This is a genomic window from Pseudotenacibaculum sp. MALMAid0570 (assembly GCF_040151415.1).
Classification (GTDB): Bacteria; Bacteroidota; Bacteroidia; order Flavobacteriales; family Flavobacteriaceae; genus Polaribacter.
Genome location: NZ_JBDKWF010000042.1, coordinates 68,908 through 89,508, shown reverse-complemented (window position 1 = coordinate 89,508; position 20,601 = coordinate 68,908). Strand labels below are relative to the sequence as shown.

21 protein-coding genes are annotated in these 20,601 nt (G+C 31.5%); 13 read left to right on the top strand and 8 right to left on the bottom strand.

Annotation, left to right across the window (positions count from 1 at the left end):
* The first annotated feature begins 74 nt into the window (after positions 1-74).
* The 6 genes from AAON49_RS01250 (at position 75) to AAON49_RS01225 (ending at position 7,013) form a co-directional block, all read left to right on the top strand.
* Positions 75-2,477 carry a TonB-dependent receptor gene (locus AAON49_RS01250; protein WP_349552045.1) on the top strand — a complete coding sequence of 801 codons (2,403 nt, stop codon included), beginning with the start codon at positions 75-77 and terminating at the stop codon, positions 2,475-2,477.
* Between the two features lie 16 nt (positions 2,478-2,493).
* Complete coding sequence (locus AAON49_RS01245; protein WP_349552044.1) at positions 2,494-3,057, top strand: type 1 periplasmic binding fold superfamily protein; 564 nt, start codon at positions 2,494-2,496, stop codon at positions 3,055-3,057.
* Between the two features lie 150 nt (positions 3,058-3,207).
* Positions 3,208-3,519 carry a hypothetical protein gene (locus AAON49_RS01240; protein ID WP_349552043.1) on the top strand — a complete coding sequence of 104 codons (312 nt, stop codon included), beginning with the start codon at positions 3,208-3,210 and terminating at the stop codon, positions 3,517-3,519.
* A gap of 12 nt (positions 3,520-3,531) precedes the next feature.
* A complete protein-coding gene (locus tag AAON49_RS01235; RefSeq protein WP_349552042.1) occupies positions 3,532-4,782 on the top strand; it encodes a hypothetical protein in 1,251 nt (416 codons plus the stop codon).
* Between the two features lie 4 nt (positions 4,783-4,786).
* Positions 4,787-6,007, top strand: a complete 1,221-nt coding sequence (locus tag AAON49_RS01230; protein WP_349552041.1) for a patatin-like phospholipase family protein — start codon at positions 4,787-4,789, stop codon at positions 6,005-6,007.
* A 73-nt stretch (positions 6,008-6,080) separates the two neighbouring features.
* Positions 6,081-7,013: an alkaline phosphatase D family protein gene (locus AAON49_RS01225; RefSeq protein WP_349552040.1), complete on the top strand. Its 933-nt coding sequence runs from the start codon at positions 6,081-6,083 to the stop codon at positions 7,011-7,013.
* A gap of 2 nt (positions 7,014-7,015) precedes the next feature.
* Here the strand turns inward: AAON49_RS01225 and AAON49_RS01220 are convergent, their stop codons facing one another.
* Positions 7,016-8,311: an MFS transporter gene (locus AAON49_RS01220; protein WP_349552038.1), complete on the bottom strand. Its 1,296-nt coding sequence runs from the start codon at positions 8,309-8,311 to the stop codon at positions 7,016-7,018.
* 91 nt (positions 8,312-8,402) lie between these two features.
* A complete protein-coding gene (locus tag AAON49_RS01215; RefSeq protein WP_349552037.1) occupies positions 8,403-9,215 on the bottom strand; it encodes a M48 family metallopeptidase in 813 nt (270 codons plus the stop codon).
* 134 nt (positions 9,216-9,349) lie between these two features.
* On the opposite strand from AAON49_RS01215, the gene AAON49_RS01210 reads away from it, so the two are divergent.
* From AAON49_RS01210 to AAON49_RS01200, 3 genes are read left to right on the top strand one after another with little or no spacing between them, the layout of a single operon-like run.
* A complete protein-coding gene (locus AAON49_RS01210) occupies positions 9,350-10,198 on the top strand; it encodes an alpha/beta hydrolase family protein (protein ID WP_349552036.1) in 849 nt (282 codons plus the stop codon).
* Positions 10,195-10,677 carry a peptide-methionine (R)-S-oxide reductase MsrB gene (gene msrB, locus AAON49_RS01205; RefSeq protein WP_349552035.1) on the top strand — a complete coding sequence of 161 codons (483 nt, stop codon included), beginning with the start codon at positions 10,195-10,197 and terminating at the stop codon, positions 10,675-10,677. The genes AAON49_RS01210 and msrB overlap by 4 nt, the downstream gene beginning before the upstream one ends.
* A 48-nt stretch (positions 10,678-10,725) precedes the next feature.
* Positions 10,726-11,280, top strand: a complete 555-nt coding sequence (locus AAON49_RS01200) for a DUF1572 family protein (protein ID WP_349552034.1) — start codon at positions 10,726-10,728, stop codon at positions 11,278-11,280.
* A gap of 6 nt (positions 11,281-11,286) precedes the next feature.
* On the opposite strand, the gene AAON49_RS01195 is transcribed toward AAON49_RS01200, so the two are convergent.
* From AAON49_RS01195 to AAON49_RS01175, 5 genes are all read right to left on the bottom strand, one after another.
* Positions 11,287-12,276, bottom strand: coding sequence for a LacI family DNA-binding transcriptional regulator (locus tag AAON49_RS01195; RefSeq protein ID WP_349552033.1), 990 nt, complete (start codon positions 12,274-12,276; stop codon positions 11,287-11,289).
* Positions 12,277-12,345: 69 nt separating this feature from the next.
* Positions 12,346-13,104, bottom strand: a complete 759-nt coding sequence (locus AAON49_RS01190) for a LytR/AlgR family response regulator transcription factor (protein ID WP_349552032.1) — start codon at positions 13,102-13,104, stop codon at positions 12,346-12,348.
* 2 nt (positions 13,105-13,106) lie between these two features.
* Positions 13,107-14,129, bottom strand: a complete 1,023-nt coding sequence (locus AAON49_RS01185) for a histidine kinase (protein WP_349552031.1) — start codon at positions 14,127-14,129, stop codon at positions 13,107-13,109.
* Entirely contained in the window at positions 14,126-15,190 is a 1,065-nt protein-coding gene (locus AAON49_RS01180; RefSeq protein WP_349552029.1) for a sensor histidine kinase, read from the bottom strand. Before AAON49_RS01180 ends, AAON49_RS01185 begins: the two co-directional genes overlap by 4 nt.
* Positions 15,191-15,235: 45 nt before the next feature.
* Positions 15,236-16,606 (bottom strand): hypothetical protein, encoded by a 1,371-nt coding sequence (locus AAON49_RS01175; protein ID WP_349552028.1) that lies wholly within the window; start codon positions 16,604-16,606, stop codon positions 15,236-15,238.
* Positions 16,607-16,752: 146 nt separating this feature from the next.
* Here AAON49_RS01175 and AAON49_RS01170 point away from each other — a divergent pair, with 146 nt between their 5' ends.
* The 4 genes from AAON49_RS01170 (at position 16,753) to folD (ending at position 20,038) form a co-directional block, all read left to right on the top strand.
* Positions 16,753-17,283, top strand: a complete 531-nt coding sequence (locus tag AAON49_RS01170; RefSeq protein WP_349552026.1) for a DinB family protein — start codon at positions 16,753-16,755, stop codon at positions 17,281-17,283.
* Positions 17,280-17,705 carry a hypothetical protein gene (locus AAON49_RS01165; protein WP_349552025.1) on the top strand — a complete coding sequence of 142 codons (426 nt, stop codon included), beginning with the start codon at positions 17,280-17,282 and terminating at the stop codon, positions 17,703-17,705. Before AAON49_RS01170 ends, AAON49_RS01165 begins: the two co-directional genes overlap by 4 nt.
* A gap of 71 nt (positions 17,706-17,776) precedes the next feature.
* The gene (gene ffh, locus AAON49_RS01160; protein ID WP_349552023.1) at positions 17,777-19,105 is read left to right on the top strand and encodes a signal recognition particle protein; all 1,329 of its coding nucleotides are present in this window, start codon (positions 17,777-17,779) and stop codon (positions 19,103-19,105) included.
* A gap of 57 nt (positions 19,106-19,162) precedes the next feature.
* Positions 19,163-20,038 carry a bifunctional methylenetetrahydrofolate dehydrogenase/methenyltetrahydrofolate cyclohydrolase FolD gene (folD, locus tag AAON49_RS01155; protein ID WP_349552022.1) on the top strand — a complete coding sequence of 292 codons (876 nt, stop codon included), beginning with the start codon at positions 19,163-19,165 and terminating at the stop codon, positions 20,036-20,038.
* On the opposite strand, the gene AAON49_RS01150 is transcribed toward folD, so the two are convergent.
* A complete protein-coding gene (locus tag AAON49_RS01150; protein WP_349552021.1) occupies positions 20,035-20,601 on the bottom strand; it encodes a hypothetical protein in 567 nt (188 codons plus the stop codon). The two genes, folD and AAON49_RS01150, sit on opposite strands and share 4 nt — an antisense overlap.

Genomic DNA, 20,601 nt, shown 5'->3' with positions numbered 1-20,601 from the left:
CATTTATCTTTCTCTCTTCGGGGGCCACCGGTCTTTTAACTACTCAAATTTTGTAGAAGTTAAAAGAAATTAAAATGATCAAAAAGTACTACTGGATTATTGTAGTTGTGTTATTTACAACAACAATGTCTGCACAAGATTGTAATATCTCTTTAAAAGGGGTTGTAAAAGATTTTCATGACGGCAGTCTAATATCTGAAGCTACAGTGCAAGTTGAAGGCACCAAAAAATATGCTATAACAGATAAAAACGGGGTCTTTACTCTAAGCAATTTATGTGATTCTAATTTATGGTTAATCGTCTCTCATGTTTCATGTGATACCAAACGAATTAAAGTGAATACTCTAAAGGGTAATTTTATTGAAATTCGTTTAGAGCATCATATTGAAGAGTTAACTGAAGTAAAAGTTACAAGTAAAACAGCTAAAAAGACTGAAACATCTCAAGAGACGGTTTTAAAGACTGAAACTTTACAACGCTACAGTTCGCAATCATTAGGAGATGCTATAAAAGAGATTCCTGGAGTTTCCTCTATTAATACAGGAAATGCTATTGTAAAACCTGTTATTAATGGCCTTCATAGTAGTCGAATTCTTATTTTGACAAATAATGTTCGCCTTCAAGATCAGGAATGGGGAATTGAGCATGCTCCCAATATTGATATTAATTCTGCTGGAAGTATTTCTTTGATAAAAGGTGCTAATGCTTTAGAATTTGGCGGTGATGCTATTGGTGGTGTTATTATTGTAAATCCAAATAGAGTAATAAGAAGAGACACTCTATATGGAAGAACAATCGTTAATGGTCAAAGCAATGGTTTAGGTTATGGATTAAATTCAACAATTACTCGATCTTTTAATAGTGGTTGGTTCATAAATGGCCAAGCTTCATTTAAAAGATCTGGAGATTATGAAGCTCCTGACTACAATCTAACTAATACAGGAAATATTTCAACTGCTTTTTCTACAAATTTTGGATACAAAAAACTAGAATACGGTTTTACCGCTTATTACAGTTATCTTAAAAATAAAATAGCAATACTACGTTCATCTCACATAGGAAATGTAGAAGACTTAGTAAATGCCATTAATTCGCAACAACCTATTGTTATTAATGACTTTAGTTATGATATTAGTGCTCCTAAGCAAGAGGTAACGCATAAAATATTTAAAGCTAATTTCTACAGGCGATTTGAAAATTTTGGGAAATTAGATATCCAGTATGATTATCAGAATAACAGAAGGTTTGAATTTGATATTCGTGTAGGAAATGATAGAGATAAACCAGCTATTGATCTAGAACTAGAAACACATACATTAAAATCTGTATTAAAGCTAGATTCTAATTCTGGTAAAAAATATAAAGTTGGAGCATTGGCTTCTTATCAAAATAATTTTGCCAATCCAGATACTGGTGTAAGAAGGCTAATTCCAGATTATCATAAGTATGATTTCGGAGTTTTTGCTATCGGGAATTTTGAATTGAATGATCAATGGATTTTTGATTTAGGTCTACGTTATGATTATAATAGAATAGATGCTAAAAAATTCTACATTACCTCAAGGTGGAACTCTCAGGGATATAATGTTGATTTTTCTGATATTATTCTGCAAGATCTTGGTACGCAATTACTTGTAAACCCTATTTTCAATTATCACAATATTTCAGCTTCAGTAGGAACTTCCTATGAAGTAAATGATGATAACTCATTGTTATTTAATTATGGATTATCTAATAGAGCTCCTAATCCATCTGAATTGTTTAGTGATGGATTGCATCATTCAGCTGCTAGAATAGAATTAGGTGACCTTAGAATTCAAAAAGAAACTTCTCATAGAATTTCTGGGACATACAATTATAAAGGAGAAAGATTTCAGTTAAATACTGAAGTGTTTTTTAATAATATTCAAGATTTTATTTACTTAGAACCAGAAGGCGTTGAAACAACAATAAGAGGTGCTTTTCCTGTTTGGGAATACAAACAGATTAATGCTTCTCTTTTTGGTATTGATTCTGATATCGATTATGTTATCAATAATCATTGGAACTTAGAAAATAAAATGTCTTTCATCAAAGGGAAAGACAATTCTAATAATCGACCATTGATTGATATTCCTTCGTTTAAAACCGTTAATACCATTCGTTATAAATATCCTAAATGGTCTGGATTGAATCTTGAGTTACAAAGTGAGTGGGTATTTAGACAAAATGAGTATCCTAATAATAATTTTGAAGCCTTTATTCCGAGAACAAATTCATTTGTTTTGGTAGATATTAGTACTCCTCCACCAGCATATCACTTGCTTAATTTTAGAGGAGAGATTGATTTGAAAATTTCAAACGATAATCAATTGAATTTATCACTCGTAGTAAACAACGTATTAAACAGCTCTTATAGAGAGTATTTAAATAGATTAAGATATTTTGCTGATGAACTTGGAAGAAATTTTATGATTCAAATTAAGTTCAATTATTAAATTAAAAATGAAAAAAATGAAAAAAATAAATTTATTAATCGTATTATTTGTAAGCACTTTTGCTTTCGTATCATGTAATAACAATGATGATCCAGACCCTGTGAATCCTGAAGAAGTTATTACAACTTTAACAGCTACTTTAACGCCACAAGGTGGTGGAACTGTGGTGACTTTACAAAGTAGAGATTTGGATGGAGATGGTCCTAATGCTCCTGTAATTACAGTTTCTGGATCTCTAGCTGCAAATACTACTTACAATGGAACTGTTGAAGTGTTAAACGAAACAGAAACTCCTGCAGAAGATATTACAGTAGAAGTGCAAGAAGAAGCTGAAGAACACCAATTCTTCTATACTCCAACTAATAATATTGTGACTGTTGCTTATACTGACACGGACGGGAATAACGATCCTATTGGTCTTACATATACTTTAACAACTACAGCTGCTGGAACTGGTAACTTAACGATTACTTTAAGACACGAGCCAAACAAGTCGGCTTCTGGTGTTAGTACAGGAGATATTACCAATGCAGGAGGGGAAACTGATGTTGAAGCAACATTTTCGATTACTGTTCAATAAATTAAAAATTACTATCAAAGAAAAGCGCTAAGAATATCTTAGCGCTTTTTTTTTACGCTTTTCCGCAAAAAAACACGCAGAAATACGCATTTTTTATCAACACATCTATTGTAATTTTAGGTTTTATTAATCCAAACTAAATTTATCATTATGGGGTTTCTTTCTAAAGATCAAGTTACTGAATTGACTACAGAGGCATTAAAAACGGTTGCAGATTTTAATGGCAGCATCTTAAATTACGAGTTTACAAACTTTCAAGATTATCAAAAACAAGTATTCACTAACAAATTGGTTGAACTCATCAATCAACAACCTTACCTAGGTCAAAATGGGCAACCAGACCCAACTCAATACCATGACGTATCGCTTTCTATGACTATTGTTAATGCATGGGTGACTATGTCTGATTGTATCAATTATGTATTCGAAAATCAAACAGTAGCTAACAAAACTTCTAATTAAAATAAAATTGTGATGAAAAAAACTATTCTTTTCTTTCTGATGTTAAGCAGCTTGTGCGTGTTTTCACAAACTGTAGATAATATAACCTTAAAAAAAGCCGAAACTTCTATCAGAACATTTGGAGGAGAGGCTATAGTTCTGAAACTTCAAATTGATTTTACAGGCGGTTTTGAAAATTATGTGATTAACCCTGACGGTTTTAACAAAATGAACGATTCGCTCAAATTTGAATTAAAATCTACTAGTGAATCTAGTTTGATTAATAATAGTATTAAATACAGTTATTCGGTTGGAATGACATTTATTGAATTACAAATCTCCAATATCAATTCTGATTTAATTACAGCTTTTAAAAGTAGTACTTCTAACATGTATGTAACCGTGAACCAACCAATTCAACTTACCGTTTGGAATGGAAGTAGCGCTTCATCTAATAAAAAGGTACAGATTCAAAAAATTCAGGTAGAAAATACAACCAAACAAAACCCTGTTTTGATTACTGATGCTATGGCTCAAGAGTATATTAATTCTAAAGGAGGCGAAGTAAATATGATTCAGAATAAGTTTGATTTTGGACTAATGCCTGCTGATGAATCTTCTAGTTCAAATGTAGAAGCCAATGCAACCTTTAGCTACAGAAAGCGATATAGCTTTCTAGATCCAAAAATCCCAATTTTCTTTGCTGCTGAAGGATTAATTAGCACCAATTCTAAAGATTCTTTAAACTATGTTTCTGTATATCCTGTAAACTATAACTTCTTTAAAAATACAAGCGAGTTTATTGGTCAAGTTGGTTTAGAAGGAAATCAAACGTTCTCACATTACAGAGTTACAGCCAATTTTGCCTTTAATACCATTATTCCTAACCTGATTAATTTAACTTTTGGCGAAAATAGATTACGATTAAAGCCAGTAGTAAAACTTGGAGCTAAGTTTTACAAAGAAATGAAAAATAACAGACCTGTAGCAATTAACGACAACAAGCTTTCTAACCAAGTTTTTGGTTCATTTTATTACTACATTCCAGTACATAATAACTATAGTTTAATCTTAGAAGCTAATGGGTATTACGATTTTAACAAGACAATCAATCCACGCAAAAGTTTGCAATCTAATTATACTGTAACCTTTGGATTAGAAGTTCCTAAAACTAAGATGAAAACAATGTTTAAGTACAGTAAAGGAGCTAATGGTGTTACTTTTCAAAGAAATGACTATTTAATCATTGGTTTTTTAATGGATTCTTTCGGAATAAAAAAGTGATATCATGATCACTAGATTTACACAAAATGAAACCATCTTAAAGCTCGTTGACGAGATTCCAAAAAACAAACAATATTCTGATATAGAAGACATTGAAGGAAATCAGTATGTAGATTTAGTTCAAGAAGGTGGCGGCGTTCTGGGGATTGCTCTTGTAGGATATACTTACATTTTAGAAAAAGCAAAAATTAGATTTTTAAGTCTTGCAGGTACTTCAGCAGGAGCTATTAATACTATGATGATGGCTGGTTTAGGAAGAATTCAGGAAAAAAAATCTGAAAAAATCTTAACCATATTAAGTCAACAGAATCTATTTGATTTAGTAGATGGTCCTAGATCTATCAAAAGACTTATTGACAAAGCCATCAAAAAAGAAAAAGGAATCATGTGGTCTTTAGTTTGGAGTATTTTGCCCATCTACAAAAGACTAAAAAAATATTTGGGATTGAATCCTGGTAATTATTTTGAATCTTGGATTCAGAAAGAGTTAAAACTTAATAATGTTTACACCCTTCAAGATTTAAAAAGTTTACGATCTCAATTGCCTTTAGGTTTAAAGAATATCGTTACAGGTGAAGAAGTAAATGACGTTACTGCTAAGTTGGCTATTATAACTTCAGACATTACAACTCATACAAAAACGGAGTTCCCAAAAATGGCAGAGCTATATTGGAGTAACCCAGAGAGCATCTCCCCTGCTAAGTTAGTAAGAGCCTCAATGTCTATTCCTTTCTTCTTTGAGCCCTTTCAAGTTGATGCTATTCCTAATGCTGGAGATACTGATGATAAAAAATGGAAAGAATATGCAAGCTATATGGGACCAATTCCTAGTTCAGTAAAATTTGTTGATGGTGGTATGCTTTCAAACTTTCCTATTAATGTTTTTCATAGAGAAGATGGCGGAGTACCAAGAATGCCAACGTTTGGAGTGCGTTTAAGTGCTTATAGAGATGATTATAGCAAAGCCAAGAATGTTTTTGGAATGAGCTTGGCAATGGTAAGTACTATGCGACAAATTCATGATTATGATTTCTTATTAAAAAACCCAGATTACAAACATTTAATTTGTAGAATTGATGCAGATGAAATGTTTAACTGGTTAGATTTTAATATGTCTGAGGAAGATCAAATAAAATTATTCAATCTTGGCGCTAAAAAAGCAGTTGAATTTTTGAAAAATTTTGACTGGGAAGCTTATAAAAAAATCCGAGGGAATAAAGACTAAATCAAGGTCAACTAACATTCCTACTTTCAAAAGCATTGCGTAAGCAATGCTTTTTTTATACTTTCGAGTCTGTATGAAAATCGCATTTACTTCTTGTATACGTTACGAAGCTTTTAAAGAGCAGAACGAATGGGATTATATCTATGATGCAGATCCGGATTATCTTTTTTTATTAGGTGATAATATATACATGGATTATGGAATATGGCCATTTACATCAGAATACGTAATGGCTCCAAAAAAATACTCGATTGAAAAGTTTCAAACAATCATGGAAGCTAAGTACATCAATCAATTTGAAAACGTTCCTGCTTTTAAACGATTGCTAGACAAAATGAGAGCAAAAAATGGTTTTTACGCCATTTGGGATGATCATGATTTTGCATGGAACAATGCCAAAGGTTCTTTGGTAAACAAAGAGAAAAAAAATATTTCTAGAGAGTTATTTCATAAATACACAAAGTGTTCTACCAATTATCCTCATGTATATTATCATATTGATACTCCTTTAGCTCGTGTTATTTTTATTGATAATAGATTTGATTCAGAAAAAACAGGAAAAAACAAGAGGCTCATTAGTGAAGAACAATTTTCATTCATTGAAGAAAAAATAAATCATCAATTGCCCTATACAATTCTATCTGGTGGGATTACACTAACTCAAAGCTCAGAAAAGTGGTCTTTATATCCACAACAACTACAACGACTTTGCAAGCTATTAGAAAATAAAGAAAAAGTGCTTTTTTTAGCTGGTGATGTTCACTACAATAAATTTGTTCCTAAGAAATTTTTAAAACATTTGAATTGTACTACTCCACCACAATTAATTTCTTCTGGAATGCAAATTAATTTGCTCGGTTTAGGAATCTCTGCTGACAATAGACATAATTGGGGATTGCTAGAGATTGAAGAAAATAGTATTAACATTAATTTCTTCAACAGAAATAAAATTCAGCAAAAGAAATCTGAAAAAGCTAGTACATGGTTGCAAAAAAATTTATTATAGGGCTATCTAACGTACTTCGTTCCTTTTAACATACTTAAAATAATAAAAGAAGCTACAAAGAAAATAGCCAAACTTAATACGCTCCATTGCATAGAGCCCGTAACAGCGTATAAGAATCCAAAAACAAAAGTTCCTAATACGATGGCAATCTTTTCTGTAACATCATAAAAACTAAAGTAAGTTGCATGATCTTCTGTTTCAGGTAGTAATTTCGAATATGTAGAACGTGATAATGATTGAATAGCTCCTAAAACCAAACCTAATAATCCTCCTAAAGCATAAAAATAAATATCTACGTTAGGTATTTCTTTATGCAGCATAAAGGCTCCAAAACATACCAAAATCCAAATAAAGATGGTGATCTTTAAAGCTTTGAAGTTTCCGTGTTTTTTAGATAAACGAGAAAAAAGTGCTGCTCCTACTATGGCCACTAATTGAATGACCAATACAGTAATAATAAGGTTAACAGTTCCTAACTCTAGTTCAGTTGAGCCAAAGATAGTAGCTAGTAAAATAATTGTTTGTACACCTATACTTAATAAGAAAAAAGCAACTAAAAACCCTTTTAATGTAGGATAAGACTTTACCTCATTCCAAACTATTCTTAGTTCTTTAAACCCCTTCCATATGTAATCTTTTTCTGGCTTTTTATTAAATACATTATTGGGTAGACGTCTAAATGTAACTTGGGCAAAACCAACCCACCATAGACCAACCATAACAAATGAAATCTGTGAAGCTTTTCCGGCTGTGATACCTAAACTTTCAGGAAACAAAATCATTCCAAGGTTGATTATCAACAAAATAACCGATCCAACATAACCATAAATAAACCCTTTAGCACTTACTCTGTCTTGGTCTTCTGGATAGGCTACTTCAGGTAAATAAGCGTTATAAAACACAATACTCGACCAAAATCCTATACTTGCTAAAACTGAGAATACAATTCCAACCCAAACAGTATCAATACCCTCAAAGAAATACAAAGACATTACAGAAAGAGATCCAACCCAACAAAAAATTTGAAGAAAGCGCTTTTTGTTTCCTGTATAATCTGCAATAGCTGATAAAATTGGAGACATAAAAGCGACTATTAAAAACGAAAAAGACAATGCATAACTATACAAAGTGTCTGGATGATCCCACTCCATTCCTAAAAAAGAAACTGTTTCTCCTTTTGTGATATTAGAATAATACAATGGAAAAACAGCAGTACTAATAACTAGTGAGTATACAGAATTTGACCAATCATAAAAAGCCCAAGCTTTTATCAATTTTTTATCTCCCTTTTTTAACATGATTTTTAGTTGTTTGGTTAAAAAAAACCGCTCTCAACTGAAAAACTCAGTATTTGAGAACGGTTTACAAGATAAATAAATTTATTTTCTCTTAATTTTTCTGCGCATTAAATTGTGCTGCCAATCGTTTAGCTTCAGGTAAATAATCACGTAATGCTTTTATTCTACTTTCATTCGATGGGTGTGTACTTAAAATTACTGGTGGAGATTTTTTCCCTTTCGATTTTTCACTCATTCGAACCCAAACTTCTGCAGCTTCTTCTCCATTATATCCAGCCATAATCATAAAGACCAATCCTAATTTATCAGCCTCAGATTCATGTTCTCTACTATATGCTAACATTCCCACAGTAGAACCTACACCATAAACCGTATTCCAAATTTGTTGTTTTTCTTTATTCTCACCACTAGTTCCTATAGCTACCGCAATTCCTCCTAATGCTTGTATTTGTCCTTGCCTCATTCTCTCTTGTCCATGCTTTGCAAAAGCATGAGCAATTTCGTGACCCATTACAGCAGCTACTCCATCTTCATTATCACAAATAGGTAAAATTCCTGTGTAAAAAACAACCTTCCCTCCAGGTAATGCCCAAGCATTCACAGTTTTATCTTCTACTAAATTAAACTCCCATTTATATGAGTCTGCTTCTTTTTGCATTCCATTGTTTCTCATAAAATGGTCTACAGCTTTAGATATCCGGACTCCAATTTCTTTAACTTGATTGGTAGCCTTTTCATCTTTAGACAATTTATTTTTCTCTAGAAATCCTTTGTATTGTGCAAAACTTGCAGGCAATACATTCTCATCTTTTACCGGAGTGATTCTCTTTCTACCTGTTATTGGTACTGTAGTACATTCTATTAAGAATATGGCCAATAAAGTAATCTGTATAATTTTTTTCATTTTATGCTTGTTAGTGTGAAACGACTTTCAATTGTTTATTTTTGTTAGACACAAGTACTATAATAACGTCACTTAAAAATACATATTCTTACTAATTTAATTAATTTTTGAAGCTTTTAGAACCCCATAAAAAATTGAATCCTAGTTTAACTATCCCAAAATTGGTTTCAGTTACAGCTAGATTTATTGAATTTTTCTCTAGCACTATCATAAGTAAAATTGCGGTAAGACTTTTCTTAACGCCTATTAACTTTAAAATGCCTGAAAGGGAAAAATATATGCTAAAAAGTGCTCAAAAAAAGCGCTTACAGATTCCTACAATCAAAAAAGAAGTCGATATTTTATCCTATGGATATTCTAAAAAGAAAGTTTTATTAGTTCACGGGTGGGCAGGCAGAAGCACACAATTATTTGCCTTTGCTGATAGGCTATTAGAAAAAGGATATATGGTTATTTCTTTTGATGGTCCAGCTCACGGAAAATCTACTGGTAAAACTACTTCTATGCTAGAGTTTTTGGAAGTAATTAAGGTTATAGTCAAAACTTATGGTCCTTTTGAAGCTGCTATTGGACACTCATTAGGAGGTATGTCTTTGTATAACGCTACTTCAGATTTTTTAGAAATCAAAACTTTTGTTAGTATAGGTTCAGGTGATAAGATCACAGATATCATTAAAAATTTTGCCAATAATTTAACATTGCATCCTTGGTCTGCGAAAAAAATTCAAAAGAATTTAGAAAAAAAATGGTCAAGAAAAGCAGATGATTATGCTAGTCATCACCTAGCTAAGAAAATTACGATTCCTGTTTTAATTGTTCATGACACCAAAGATGGTGATGTTCCTGTAAGTTGTGCATATAATATTCGTCAGAACTTAAAGAACGGATCTCTTTTAATTAGTCATGGTTTGGGTCATACTAAGATCTTAAGAGACAAAGAGATTGTTCACAAGAGTGTAGAATTTATTATAAAGAACACATGAAGAAATTAATTTCGTTTGCAATAATTGGTTTGTTAGTAAGCTGTACTGGGTTCGCTCAAAAGGGACAACAGAAGGAAAAAAAAGTATATAAAATTTCTAAAACCGAAGAGGAATGGAAAAAAATATTGACTAAAGATCAATATTATGTTTTACGAGAAGCTGGAACAGAGAGAGCCTTTACAAGTCATTTAAACGACAACAAGAAAAAAGGAGTTTATGTTTGTGCTGCATGTAATACTCCTTTATATAGTTCAAAACACAAATATGATTCTGGCAGTGGGTGGCCCTCTTTTGACAGAGCTATTGCGAACTCTGTAGAATTGGATGTAGATTACAAAATTGGATATGCTAGAACTGAATTAAAATGTGCAACTTGCGGTGGTCATTTGGGTCATTCTTTTAAAGACGGCCCTAGAGAAACAACTGGCGAAAGACATTGTATTAATGGAGTTGCTTTGAAGTTTAAGCCTAGCAAATAACACATAAAAATAACGTAACTTTAAGAGCTGTAACTCAGCTCTTTTTTTATGGAAAATTCTTACTTACCAAGTATTGTTAAACAGTTTCAATATTATAAAAATTTAGGAGACAAAACCTTTCTTCAATTGTCGGAGAATGAGCTTTTCTGGCAATCTGATTCTGAAGCTAATTCTGTTGCCATTATTGTAAAACATATGGTAGGCAATATGTTAAGTAGATGGACCAATTTTTTAACTGAAGATGGTGAAAAACCTTGGAGAAACAGAGATGATGAATTTATAGGTAGCTACAAAACTAAAGAAGATGTATTGATGAATTGGGATAAAGGTTGGAATTGTTTGTTTGAAGCTTTAGATCAGGTTAATAATCAAAATTTAGAATCTATTGTATACATTAGAAATCAAGGACATACAATTACTGAGGCTCTTAATAGACAATTGTGTCATTATTCATATCATGTAGGTCAGATTGTATTTTTAGGAAGAATGCTAAAGAAAGAAGATTGGAATTCACTATCAGTAGCAAAAAATGCATCTAAACAATACAATTCAGAAAAGTTTAGTAAAGAGAAATCAAGAAAACATTTTACAGATGATCTATAACTTCTCTTAAGTTGTAGATCTTTTACAAAGTGTTGAGTTTACAATTACCTTTTCTGGATTTTTAAGGGGTTTTTTTAGTTTTTCCAACAGTAATTTAGCTGCTGTATTCCCTACTCTTTTCCCATGTTGATTTATCGTTGTAAGACTAGGTGTCAAATGTTCAGAAATTTTTGTTCCGGCATAACCAATCAATGATACCTTACCATTGTTAAGCACTTGTTTCTTTTTTCCTATTCTAAAGGATGCTAAAGAAGCTTCTTCATCTAGAGCAATAATGGCATCAACTTTATCTGTATCTATATAAGTTTCCAGTTGGTTTTCAATATTTTCTTCAGATCCTTCAATAATAATAGGTTCGTGTTTGTCTTTTATAGCATCTACGTATCCATTAGCTCTCATTTCACCAACGCTTAAATTACTAATAGTAGAAGTTAATACTATATGCTTTCTTCCAGTAGATTTTAAGTCGTTTACTGCATTAAAAACTGCTTTGTAATCATCAACAATTACCTTATCACAATCTATTGAATCTACAACACGATCAAACATCAACATGGGCATATCTTCTTGAAATTCCATCAAATGAGAAAAATCTTGTTTCATCTGGGTTTCTTCTGAAACAGCAATAATAATACCATCTACAAAGCCATTTGCTAGCGTTTGAACAGATTGCACCTCTTTTTCATACGACTCGTTGGTAATACTTATGATAATATTGTATTGAGTTTTAGCAATTACATTTTCTATACCTCTTAGGGCACGTGCTAAAAAGAAATTCTTGATACTTGGCAAAATAACACCAATGGTATTGGTCTTCCCAGATTTTAAATTAACAGCTACTCTATTAGGCCTATAGTTGTATAGTTTAGCTGCTTCTTGAATCCTCTCTTTTGTAGGCTGACTTATTTCATAGCTGTCATTTAACGCTTTGGAAACTGTTGAGATAGAAACATCCAACATTTTAGACAGCTCTTTAATTGTAATGCTTTTCTTCATACGACATTAAAAAAGAAATGAGAGAGAAAAATACAACAAGCTCGTCGAATACAAAAACTTATTTATAGTTTAATTTCCTTCAAACCATTTTTTGAAAGTAGAAACTTTCTCTCTACTGACTACAATTTCTTTCTCAACTCTTACTCTTGGGGTTATTTTTAAACGGTTGTTTGAATAGACGATTACGTCTTGAATTGTATTAATATTTACAATAAATGTTCTATTCACTCTATAAAATTCTGAAGTGTCAAGAACTGTACATAAATCTTCTAGTTTGTAATCTAAAATGAATTTTTTATTCTCGTTAGTAATCAAATACACCGTTCGTCCTTCAGCATAAAACAAAGAGATTTCATTAGTTTTTATTGAGTGTATGTGATTTCCAAGTTTTACTAAAAAACGGTCTTTCAATTTTTTCTTTCCAATCATTTTACCAGCCTCTTCTATATTCTGTTGGCTACCGAAAACTGTTTGCAATGATTTTAATTTATTCATTGCTTTGGAAATATCTGTAAAAGTAATTGGTTTAAGTACATAGTCTACACTATTTACTTTAAATGCATCTATAGCATATTCATCAAAAGCTGTGGTAAAAATGACAGGTTTGGTGATTTTTACCTTGTGGAAAATTTCAAAGCTCAATCCATCTGTTAACTGTATGTCCATAAAAACAACATCAAAGTCATCGGAATGTGATTGGAACCATTCAACTGATGATTCTATAGATTCAAGTTGGGTAACTACTTCTATTTCAGTATCAAATTTTTGAAGATATCGCTCTAGTTTTTCAGCCGCTAAATGCTCGTCTTCTATAATTACAACTTTCATTTTTAATGTTTGATGGTTAGTTTAGGTAAGGTGATTATTCTTGAATCATCCGTTTTTTGAATCTTGATCTCATGATCGTTATAAATTGAATAGACTCTTTTAATTTCTTCAAAATCTGAATTTCGTATGCTTGAATTGATTTTATCTTGCGTTTTATAGGATATCATCAAAAAATCATTTTTCTCTAGAATATGGATTTGTAATTGAATGCTTGAAGAAATAATTGTATTCCTAACAATCAGTTCAATCAGAAATAATAAGCTTCCTGGAACAACAAGAAAATCTGAACTTATACTATGCTCAATCAAAATGTTTCTATAAGGAAGTTTGTTAAACAAATTCTCTAATTCTTTTAAGTTATGTAACTCTTCTTGCAGATCAACCAATTGACGATCTTTACTTGATAATATATATCTATAAATTACAGAGAGATGATCTATAAATTCATCTGTTTTCTCTGAATTTTGATTCATAAGGATAATCAACGCTTCAAAGCTCTCAAATAATAAATGAGGGTTAATTCCTCTTTTAAATTGCCTAAATTCATCTTCTATATTTTGTTTGATAAGCTCTTCCTGTTCTAATTTCTCTGAGTTTATTTTGTATAAATATTGATGGCTTACAAAAAGAAGTATATAAATAAGCGTTATCACTGCAAAAATGCTATCGAACGTAATAATTTCCTCAGTACTGGCAGAAAACTTTACAACGTACTCATAGTAAAGAATTATAGATAATGTAACTACCAAAACACTTATTAGTAACGAGATTACAACTTGAAAAAATAGATTTAAGAATGAGTTGTTTCTTTTTGGAATTCTTTTAAATACTAGCAATAAGGCTCTTGATAATTCTTGCACGATGTATGACAAACCAATACACACATAGAGTTCTTCTCCTAAAAATTGTTCCTGTAATTGCTCTACATTATTATTCAATAATAATAAGAGTAAATACACCACTACCCCGCTAAAAATTGGGCTTAGAATTCTGAAAAACGGTTGATGTATAAATAACTTTTTCATAGAATCACAGGAATTTTCACTTCAAAGTTTTCTCCATTAGATACTACAATTCCTTCTGAATGAAGCAATAAATAACGAGCATTTATATTTTTTAATCCTATTTGAAAAGAAGTTACATGCGTAGGTTTCTTAGTAATATTATTCTTAACTGTAATATACTTATTATCTGATTCTATTTGAACAACCAATGGATTCTCTTCATCTAATACATTATGTTTTACGGCATTCTCTATTAACATTTGTAAAGTTAATGGTGGAATTGTAGTATGAAGTAATTCTTCATGAATGTTAATGTTGCATTGAAATTTTTGTCCAAAACGTGTTTGTAACAAATACTGATAAGAATTCACAAATTCTAGCTCTTCTTGTAAGGGAATTAATTTCTTTTGATAGCTATGCAAGGTATACTGATACATTGTGGCCAATCTTCTTATAAACCCTTCTGCTTTTGCTTTATCTTTAAATACTAATGATGAAATAGTATTTAAGCTATTGAATAAAAAATGAGGACTTAGTTGAGATTTTAATGCTTTTAATTGTAATTCGATTTGTTTTCTTTCCTGACGAACAGTTGCTATTTGAAAAGTGGTATAGGAATAATAAGAATAGGATGCAAAATAGATAATCTCAAATATGATAATAAGAATTAAAAGAACAATTCCCATTTTAATTGTGCTCTGAGAATAAGCTACTTCAAAAACTGAACTCACTTCAAATAGTTTGTTACTTAAGTAACCTAATAGTAAAATCCAGAAATAGGAACTTATAAAATGCAACAAGATTCCAACTAACAATCTATTTCCTTCAAACTTTTGCCAAGGCAATAGTTGATCTAATTTTAAAGCACTAAAATAAATGAGATAGGCAGTACTAACACCAACAACTACAGTAAGGGAAATTTCTAAAGCACCAAGTGATACAGTTTGTTCTACTGCATCACCCAATACAATGAAATAAGTAATAAAAAAGCCAAAAATGACTCCAGACAAAGTGATAAAAAGATGTTTTTTCACTGTAAAGTTATTGGTTAGTTGTAGTTCTGGTTGATTTTCGATTTGCATAAAACTAAGGTAATCAATTTGAGAAAACTGATTACCTTATATATTTTAATACATTGCTTTCATAGCTCTACCGTAATAAGTATCTGAACCTATAGTTTTGGCAGCTTTGCTATACGCGTCTTTCACTTTTTGTGAAGATCTTTTTACTTTACTAGCATAGGCTACTAAAATGCTAGATAGGTAATAATCTGACCCAACACTTCTAGAAGCAGACTCCATTAGTTGGATTAACTGAGATTCAGTAATATTTCTATTCTTAGCCAACTTCTTATAGATATTTGTTGCATAATGATCAGACTGAATATTTTTATCAATAATGTTTAAAAGCTTTGTTAAATCTGCACTACTAATGTTTTCTACCATTAAATCATTAATCACTTGAGTTGTATAATGATCTGATTTAATCTTATCTAAACTGTTTAAGAAAATTGCATAATTTTCTTTAGACATGTTATCTTTCTTTAGCGCTCTACGCAAAATTTGAGTTTTATAATGATCAGAATTAATTTGCTCAGACAGCTTCATGATAGTAGTCATATTCTGTTTATTTAACTGTCTTTTATCCATGATAGATGATAAAATCTGAGTTAAATAATGAGCAGAACTTATACTCTTAGTTATTTCTAGTAAATCAGACATTTGTCTGTCAGTAATAGAAGAATCATTAATTACAGCTTTAAGTATTTGCGATACATAATAGTCTGATTTAACTCCAGCTGCAGCTTTTATGTATGCAGTTCTTGTAGCTTCTGTTGCCAAAAAAGCTTTTTGATTTGACTTTAATATTTGCGACACATAGTAATCTGATTTAATCTCATTACCAGCAGTAGTAATTACATTAACTAGTTCTGAATTTTTCAAGTTCTTTTTCAAAAGAATTTTCATGTAAGCAGCCTTTACATAATCAGATTCCATTTCTCTAATCTCATTCATAACTGCTCTTACTCCTCCACTTTTGTAAAAACGATCTACTCTAGATTTAGCAGCAATAGTAGTAGTTCTCACAATATCAGGTAAAATATCTGCTAACCAGTTTTTCCCTTCTGGATTGTAATCCACTTCTCTAGATCCTACAAAATATCTTCTTTCAAGTTTCCCTCCTTCAGATTCAATAACTAAACGTCTTCTTTTACCAAAACGAGATTTTCTAATTTCTATAAAACCTCCTCTAGAAATAGCAACAATATCTTTATCGTCATTTGAAAGTGTAATTTCACCTTCATACTCTATTTTAAAATCTTTTCTTCCATTCTTTATAGTAATCGTTCTAACACCATCGTCATCATGACTACTGTAAGAGTAAGAGTTATTTCCTTTGATGACTGTTTTCTGACTTAAAACATCTGTTGGATACAATAACAAACTTGTTGCTAAAACTGCTCCCCAGATAATCTTTGTTAAAAATTTTATTTGCATGGTTTCTATTTTTATTGATTTTTGATGAAACAAATGTATGTTGTCATTCGTCTCTGAAAAAACTAGATGTATTGAACTGATTAATTTTTGTAGTGAATTGTACTATCCATATACTTTTGTATCTTGTCTCTTAGAATTTTAGGGAAATGAACAAAGAAAATATTGTTAGTATTATTGAGCAAAAACATCAAGAATTGTTTGATTGGTTAGCTAATTCTTCAGAAGAAAATTGGGAAAAAGGCCCTGATGAAAGATGGACTACTGGTCAGCAAATTTTACATCTTGTGAACACTGGTAAAATGTTGAACAAAGCTCTTAAATACCCTAAATTTATTTTAAAATATAAGTTTGGAACATCCAATAGACCTTCTAGAAGTTATGAAGATGTAGCCAAGCGGTATCAAGAACGTCTTACGGAAAATAAAGAGAGAGCTAAAGAATTTAATAAAGGATTAAGAAAGCCTTTAACAAAAGAAAAACAAGAACTAACAGATTCTCTTCAAGTTTTAAGTAAGAAATTACAGTACAAAACATCAAAATTTAAAGACAAGCATTTAGATACTTTATTGTTACCTCATCCCCTAATGGGTAGAATGACATTAAGAGAAATTATTATGTGGTCTGCATATCACACAGAACATCATTTACAGATATTGAAGAACGATTATTCATCATGAAAAAGTTTATTAAAAAACCTCAGTTTTTTTTCATTTTTCTTGCAATCTTAGTCTTAATTACCGGATTAATTCATAAAGAAGGTGCTATAAAATTAGCTCTTTATGGAACTTATATCGATTTAAAATCTTGGAGTGTATGCCTGTTTTCATCTTTCTTCTTTATCCTAATTGCAGTAAATTATGCTTCATTAACAATTACGCAAAAGACTCCTAAAAAGGTTTTAACCATACTGCATATTGTATTACAAATTATCGCTTTAATTCCCTTGCTTTACTACATTTACAGTTCAGATGCTAGTACTTCATACGATGAAGTCTCTCGAATGAACATTATACTTATACTAGCTTTTACCCTATTTATTATAGCAACTATAATACATCTTATCAACTTTGCTGCCAGTCTCCTTGCCAAGAAAGATTAAGTCTTCTTTTACTTGAGTAAAACGGTGGTATTTTCTATATTTGTTGCTTCCAAAAAAAGCAATTAAATCGGATGTTTAATAATTTAAGCGAGAAACTAGATAAAGCCTTACACACCCTCAAAGGGCATGGTAAAATCACAGAAGTAAATGTAGCAGAAACCCTAAAAGAAGTAAGACGAGCATTGTTAGATGCCGATGTTAACTTTAAGATTGCTAAAGAGTTTACCAAGAGAGTACAACAAAAAGCAATTGGTGAAAATGTATTAACTACATTAAATCCAGGGCAATTAATGGTAAAGCTTGTTAAAGATGAGTTAACCGAATTAATGGGTGGCGATGCTGTAGGAGTTAATCTTGGTAGTAATCCTTCTGTTATTTTAATGTCTGGATTACAAGGTTCTGGTAAGACAACTTTTTCTGGAAAACTTGCCAATTATCTAACAACCAAAAAATCTAAACAAGTTCTTCTGGTTGGATGTGATGTATATCGTCCTGCCGCTATCAATCAATTGAAAGTTGTTGGTGAGCAAATTGGTGTAGAAGTATATGCAGAAGAAGGAAATCAAAACCCTGTAGAGATTTCACAAAATGCTATCAAATATGCTAAGGCTCATAGTAAGAATGTAGTTATTATAGATACTGCTGGTCGTTTAGCGGTAGATGAAGAGATGATGACAGAAATCTCTAATATTCACAAAGCGGTTACTCCTCAAGAAACATTGTTTGTTGTAGATTCTATGACTGGACAAGATGCTGTGAACACTGCAAAAGCATTTAATGACATCTTAGACTTTGAAGGAGTTATTCTTACTAAATTAGATGGTGATACTCGTGGTGGAGCTGCTTTATCTATCAAATCTGTAGTAAATAAACCTATTAAGTTTATTGGTACTGGTGAAAAAATGGATGCTATTGATGTGTTCTATCCAGACCGTATGGCAGATCGTATTTTGGGAATGGGAGATGTTGTATCACTTGTAGAAAGAGCCCAAGAACAATACGATGAAGAAGAAGCTAGAAAGCTTCAAAAGAAGATTGCTAAAAATCAATTTGGTTTTGATGATTTCTTATCACAGATTCAACAAATCAAAAAGATGGGTAGTATGAAAGATCTTGTAGGCATGATTCCAGGTGCTGGAAAGGCGTTAAAAGATGTGGATATAGATGATGATGCATTTAAAGGAATTGAAGCCATCATTCATTCTATGACTCCGGCAGAAAGAAGTACACCAACAATGATTAATGCTAGTAGAAAGAAGAGAATTGCAAAAGGTTCTGGAACTTCTGTTCAGGAAGTAAATCAGTTAATGAAACAATTCAACCAAATGAGCAAAATGATGAAGATGATGCAAGGTGGAGGCGGAAGAAAGATGATGCAAATGATGAAAGGAATGAGATAAAAATACGGGCTACTTATGAAGTAGCCTTTTTTGTTTAATTATAATTCAACAACACAAATGATTTTATTAGACGGTAAAAAAACCTCTTCAGACATTAAAGATGAAATAGCAATTGAGGTTACTTCAATGAAAGAACAAGGTCAAAAAGTTCCTCATTTAGCAGCTGTTATTGTTGGGAACGATGGTGCTAGTTTAACTTATGTAAATGCTAAAGTAAAAGCTTGTGAACGTGTTGGTTTTGAATCTACTCTGGTAAGATTATCAGAAAATATTTCCGAAGAAGAATTACTGTCTCAAATAGATAATCTTAACAATAATGATGAGGTTGATGGTTTTATTGTTCAACTTCCATTGCCTAAACATATTGATGAGCAAAAGGTAATTATGGCTGTACATCCTGATAAAGATGTAGACGGGTTTCATCCGACCAATGTTGGAAAAATGGCTTTGAACTTACCTACATTCATTTCTGCAACTCCTTTTGGTATTCTAGAACTATTAGATAGGTACAATGTAGAAACCTCAGGAAAACATGTGGTTGTGATTGGACGTAGTCATATTGTAGGAAGCCCCATGAGTATATTATTATCTCAGAAGAGAAAAGTTGGAAATGCTACGGTTACTATTACCCATAGCAGAACTCAAAATTTAAAAGAAATTACTCTTCAAGCCGATATTATTGTTGCTGCACTTGGGATTCCTGAATTTTTAACTGCTGATATGGTAAAAGAAGGAGTTACAGTTATAGATGTAGGAATTACAAGAATTGATGATGCAAGTAAAAAGCGAGGTTTTAGATTGGTTGGTGATGTAGCTTTTGAAGAAGTATCTAAAAAATCTGAATACATAACTCCTGTGCCTGGAGGTGTTGGTCCTATGACTATTGCTATGCTTTTAAAGAATACTTTATTGGCAAGGCAGAGAAGAAATTAATCTTCTCTAATACATTCTATCTTCCAAGTAGGGAAAACAATTTTTTCTGTTTTGTCTACCCACTCTCCTATCCATTTATATCCTTTTTTAGAGATATCATAAAAGGTAAGTCTATAATACCCTTCCATTCCGTTAGGCGCTTTCTGTTCTCTATATAAAACTATTTTTCCATCATTCTTATTACCATTCCAAACTGATAAAACAGGAGAAATTGTTGACGATGAGTAATAATGTACATTCCAACGCAAACTATCTTTATTATATTGACGAATACTTCCTGAATGTTTTCCATCTGCTTTTAAAGTCTCATCTTGCACAGCTTTTCCATTCATAATATACTTCCATCTCCAAATCATATCAACAGGTTCAGCCCAAGATTGATCTGGCTTTCTTGAAACAGATTTACACTTACACTCTCCAATCAAAGCTTCATAATCTTTTAATTGTTTCGGAGCTTCTGGATTGTATTTTCCAAACGGATTCTTTTTATTTGGTTCAAACTCATATTGTGCATACAAGCTTTGAGTTCCTATTAAAAATAGTACTACTAAAAGTTTTTTCAT

What these genes read in the sequence shown, in the direction of transcription:
- AAON49_RS01250 (WP_349552045.1), top strand. Translation starts at nt 75, where the DNA reads ATGATCAAAAAGTACTACTGGATTATTGTAGTTGTGTTATTTACAACA.
- AAON49_RS01245 (WP_349552044.1), top strand. Translation starts at nt 2,494, where the DNA reads ATGAAAAAAATAAATTTATTAATCGTATTATTTGTAAGCACTTTTGCT.
- AAON49_RS01240 (WP_349552043.1), top strand. Translation starts at nt 3,208, where the DNA reads ATGGGGTTTCTTTCTAAAGATCAAGTTACTGAATTGACTACAGAGGCA.
- AAON49_RS01235 (WP_349552042.1), top strand. Translation starts at nt 3,532, where the DNA reads ATGAAAAAAACTATTCTTTTCTTTCTGATGTTAAGCAGCTTGTGCGTG.
- AAON49_RS01230 (WP_349552041.1), top strand. Translation starts at nt 4,787, where the DNA reads ATGATCACTAGATTTACACAAAATGAAACCATCTTAAAGCTCGTTGAC.
- AAON49_RS01225 (WP_349552040.1), top strand. Translation starts at nt 6,081, where the DNA reads ATGAAAATCGCATTTACTTCTTGTATACGTTACGAAGCTTTTAAAGAG.
- AAON49_RS01220 (WP_349552038.1), bottom strand. Translation starts at nt 8,311, where the DNA reads ATGTTAAAAAAGGGAGATAAAAAATTGATAAAAGCTTGGGCTTTTTAT.
- AAON49_RS01215 (WP_349552037.1), bottom strand. Translation starts at nt 9,215, where the DNA reads ATGAAAAAAATTATACAGATTACTTTATTGGCCATATTCTTAATAGAA.
- msrB (WP_349552035.1), top strand. Translation starts at nt 10,195, where the DNA reads ATGAAGAAATTAATTTCGTTTGCAATAATTGGTTTGTTAGTAAGCTGT.
- AAON49_RS01200 (WP_349552034.1), top strand. Translation starts at nt 10,726, where the DNA reads ATGGAAAATTCTTACTTACCAAGTATTGTTAAACAGTTTCAATATTAT.
- AAON49_RS01195 (WP_349552033.1), bottom strand. Translation starts at nt 12,276, where the DNA reads ATGAAGAAAAGCATTACAATTAAAGAGCTGTCTAAAATGTTGGATGTT.
- AAON49_RS01190 (WP_349552032.1), bottom strand. Translation starts at nt 13,104, where the DNA reads ATGAAAGTTGTAATTATAGAAGACGAGCATTTAGCGGCTGAAAAACTA.
- AAON49_RS01185 (WP_349552031.1), bottom strand. Translation starts at nt 14,129, where the DNA reads ATGAAAAAGTTATTTATACATCAACCGTTTTTCAGAATTCTAAGCCCA.
- AAON49_RS01180 (WP_349552029.1), bottom strand. Translation starts at nt 15,190, where the DNA reads ATGCAAATCGAAAATCAACCAGAACTACAACTAACCAATAACTTTACA.
- AAON49_RS01175 (WP_349552028.1), bottom strand. Translation starts at nt 16,606, where the DNA reads ATGCAAATAAAATTTTTAACAAAGATTATCTGGGGAGCAGTTTTAGCA.
- AAON49_RS01170 (WP_349552026.1), top strand. Translation starts at nt 16,753, where the DNA reads ATGAACAAAGAAAATATTGTTAGTATTATTGAGCAAAAACATCAAGAA.
- AAON49_RS01165 (WP_349552025.1), top strand. Translation starts at nt 17,280, where the DNA reads ATGAAAAAGTTTATTAAAAAACCTCAGTTTTTTTTCATTTTTCTTGCA.
- ffh (WP_349552023.1), top strand. Translation starts at nt 17,777, where the DNA reads ATGTTTAATAATTTAAGCGAGAAACTAGATAAAGCCTTACACACCCTC.
- folD (WP_349552022.1), top strand. Translation starts at nt 19,163, where the DNA reads ATGATTTTATTAGACGGTAAAAAAACCTCTTCAGACATTAAAGATGAA.
- AAON49_RS01150 (WP_349552021.1), bottom strand. Translation starts at nt 20,601, where the DNA reads ATGAAAAAACTTTTAGTAGTACTATTTTTAATAGGAACTCAAAGCTTG.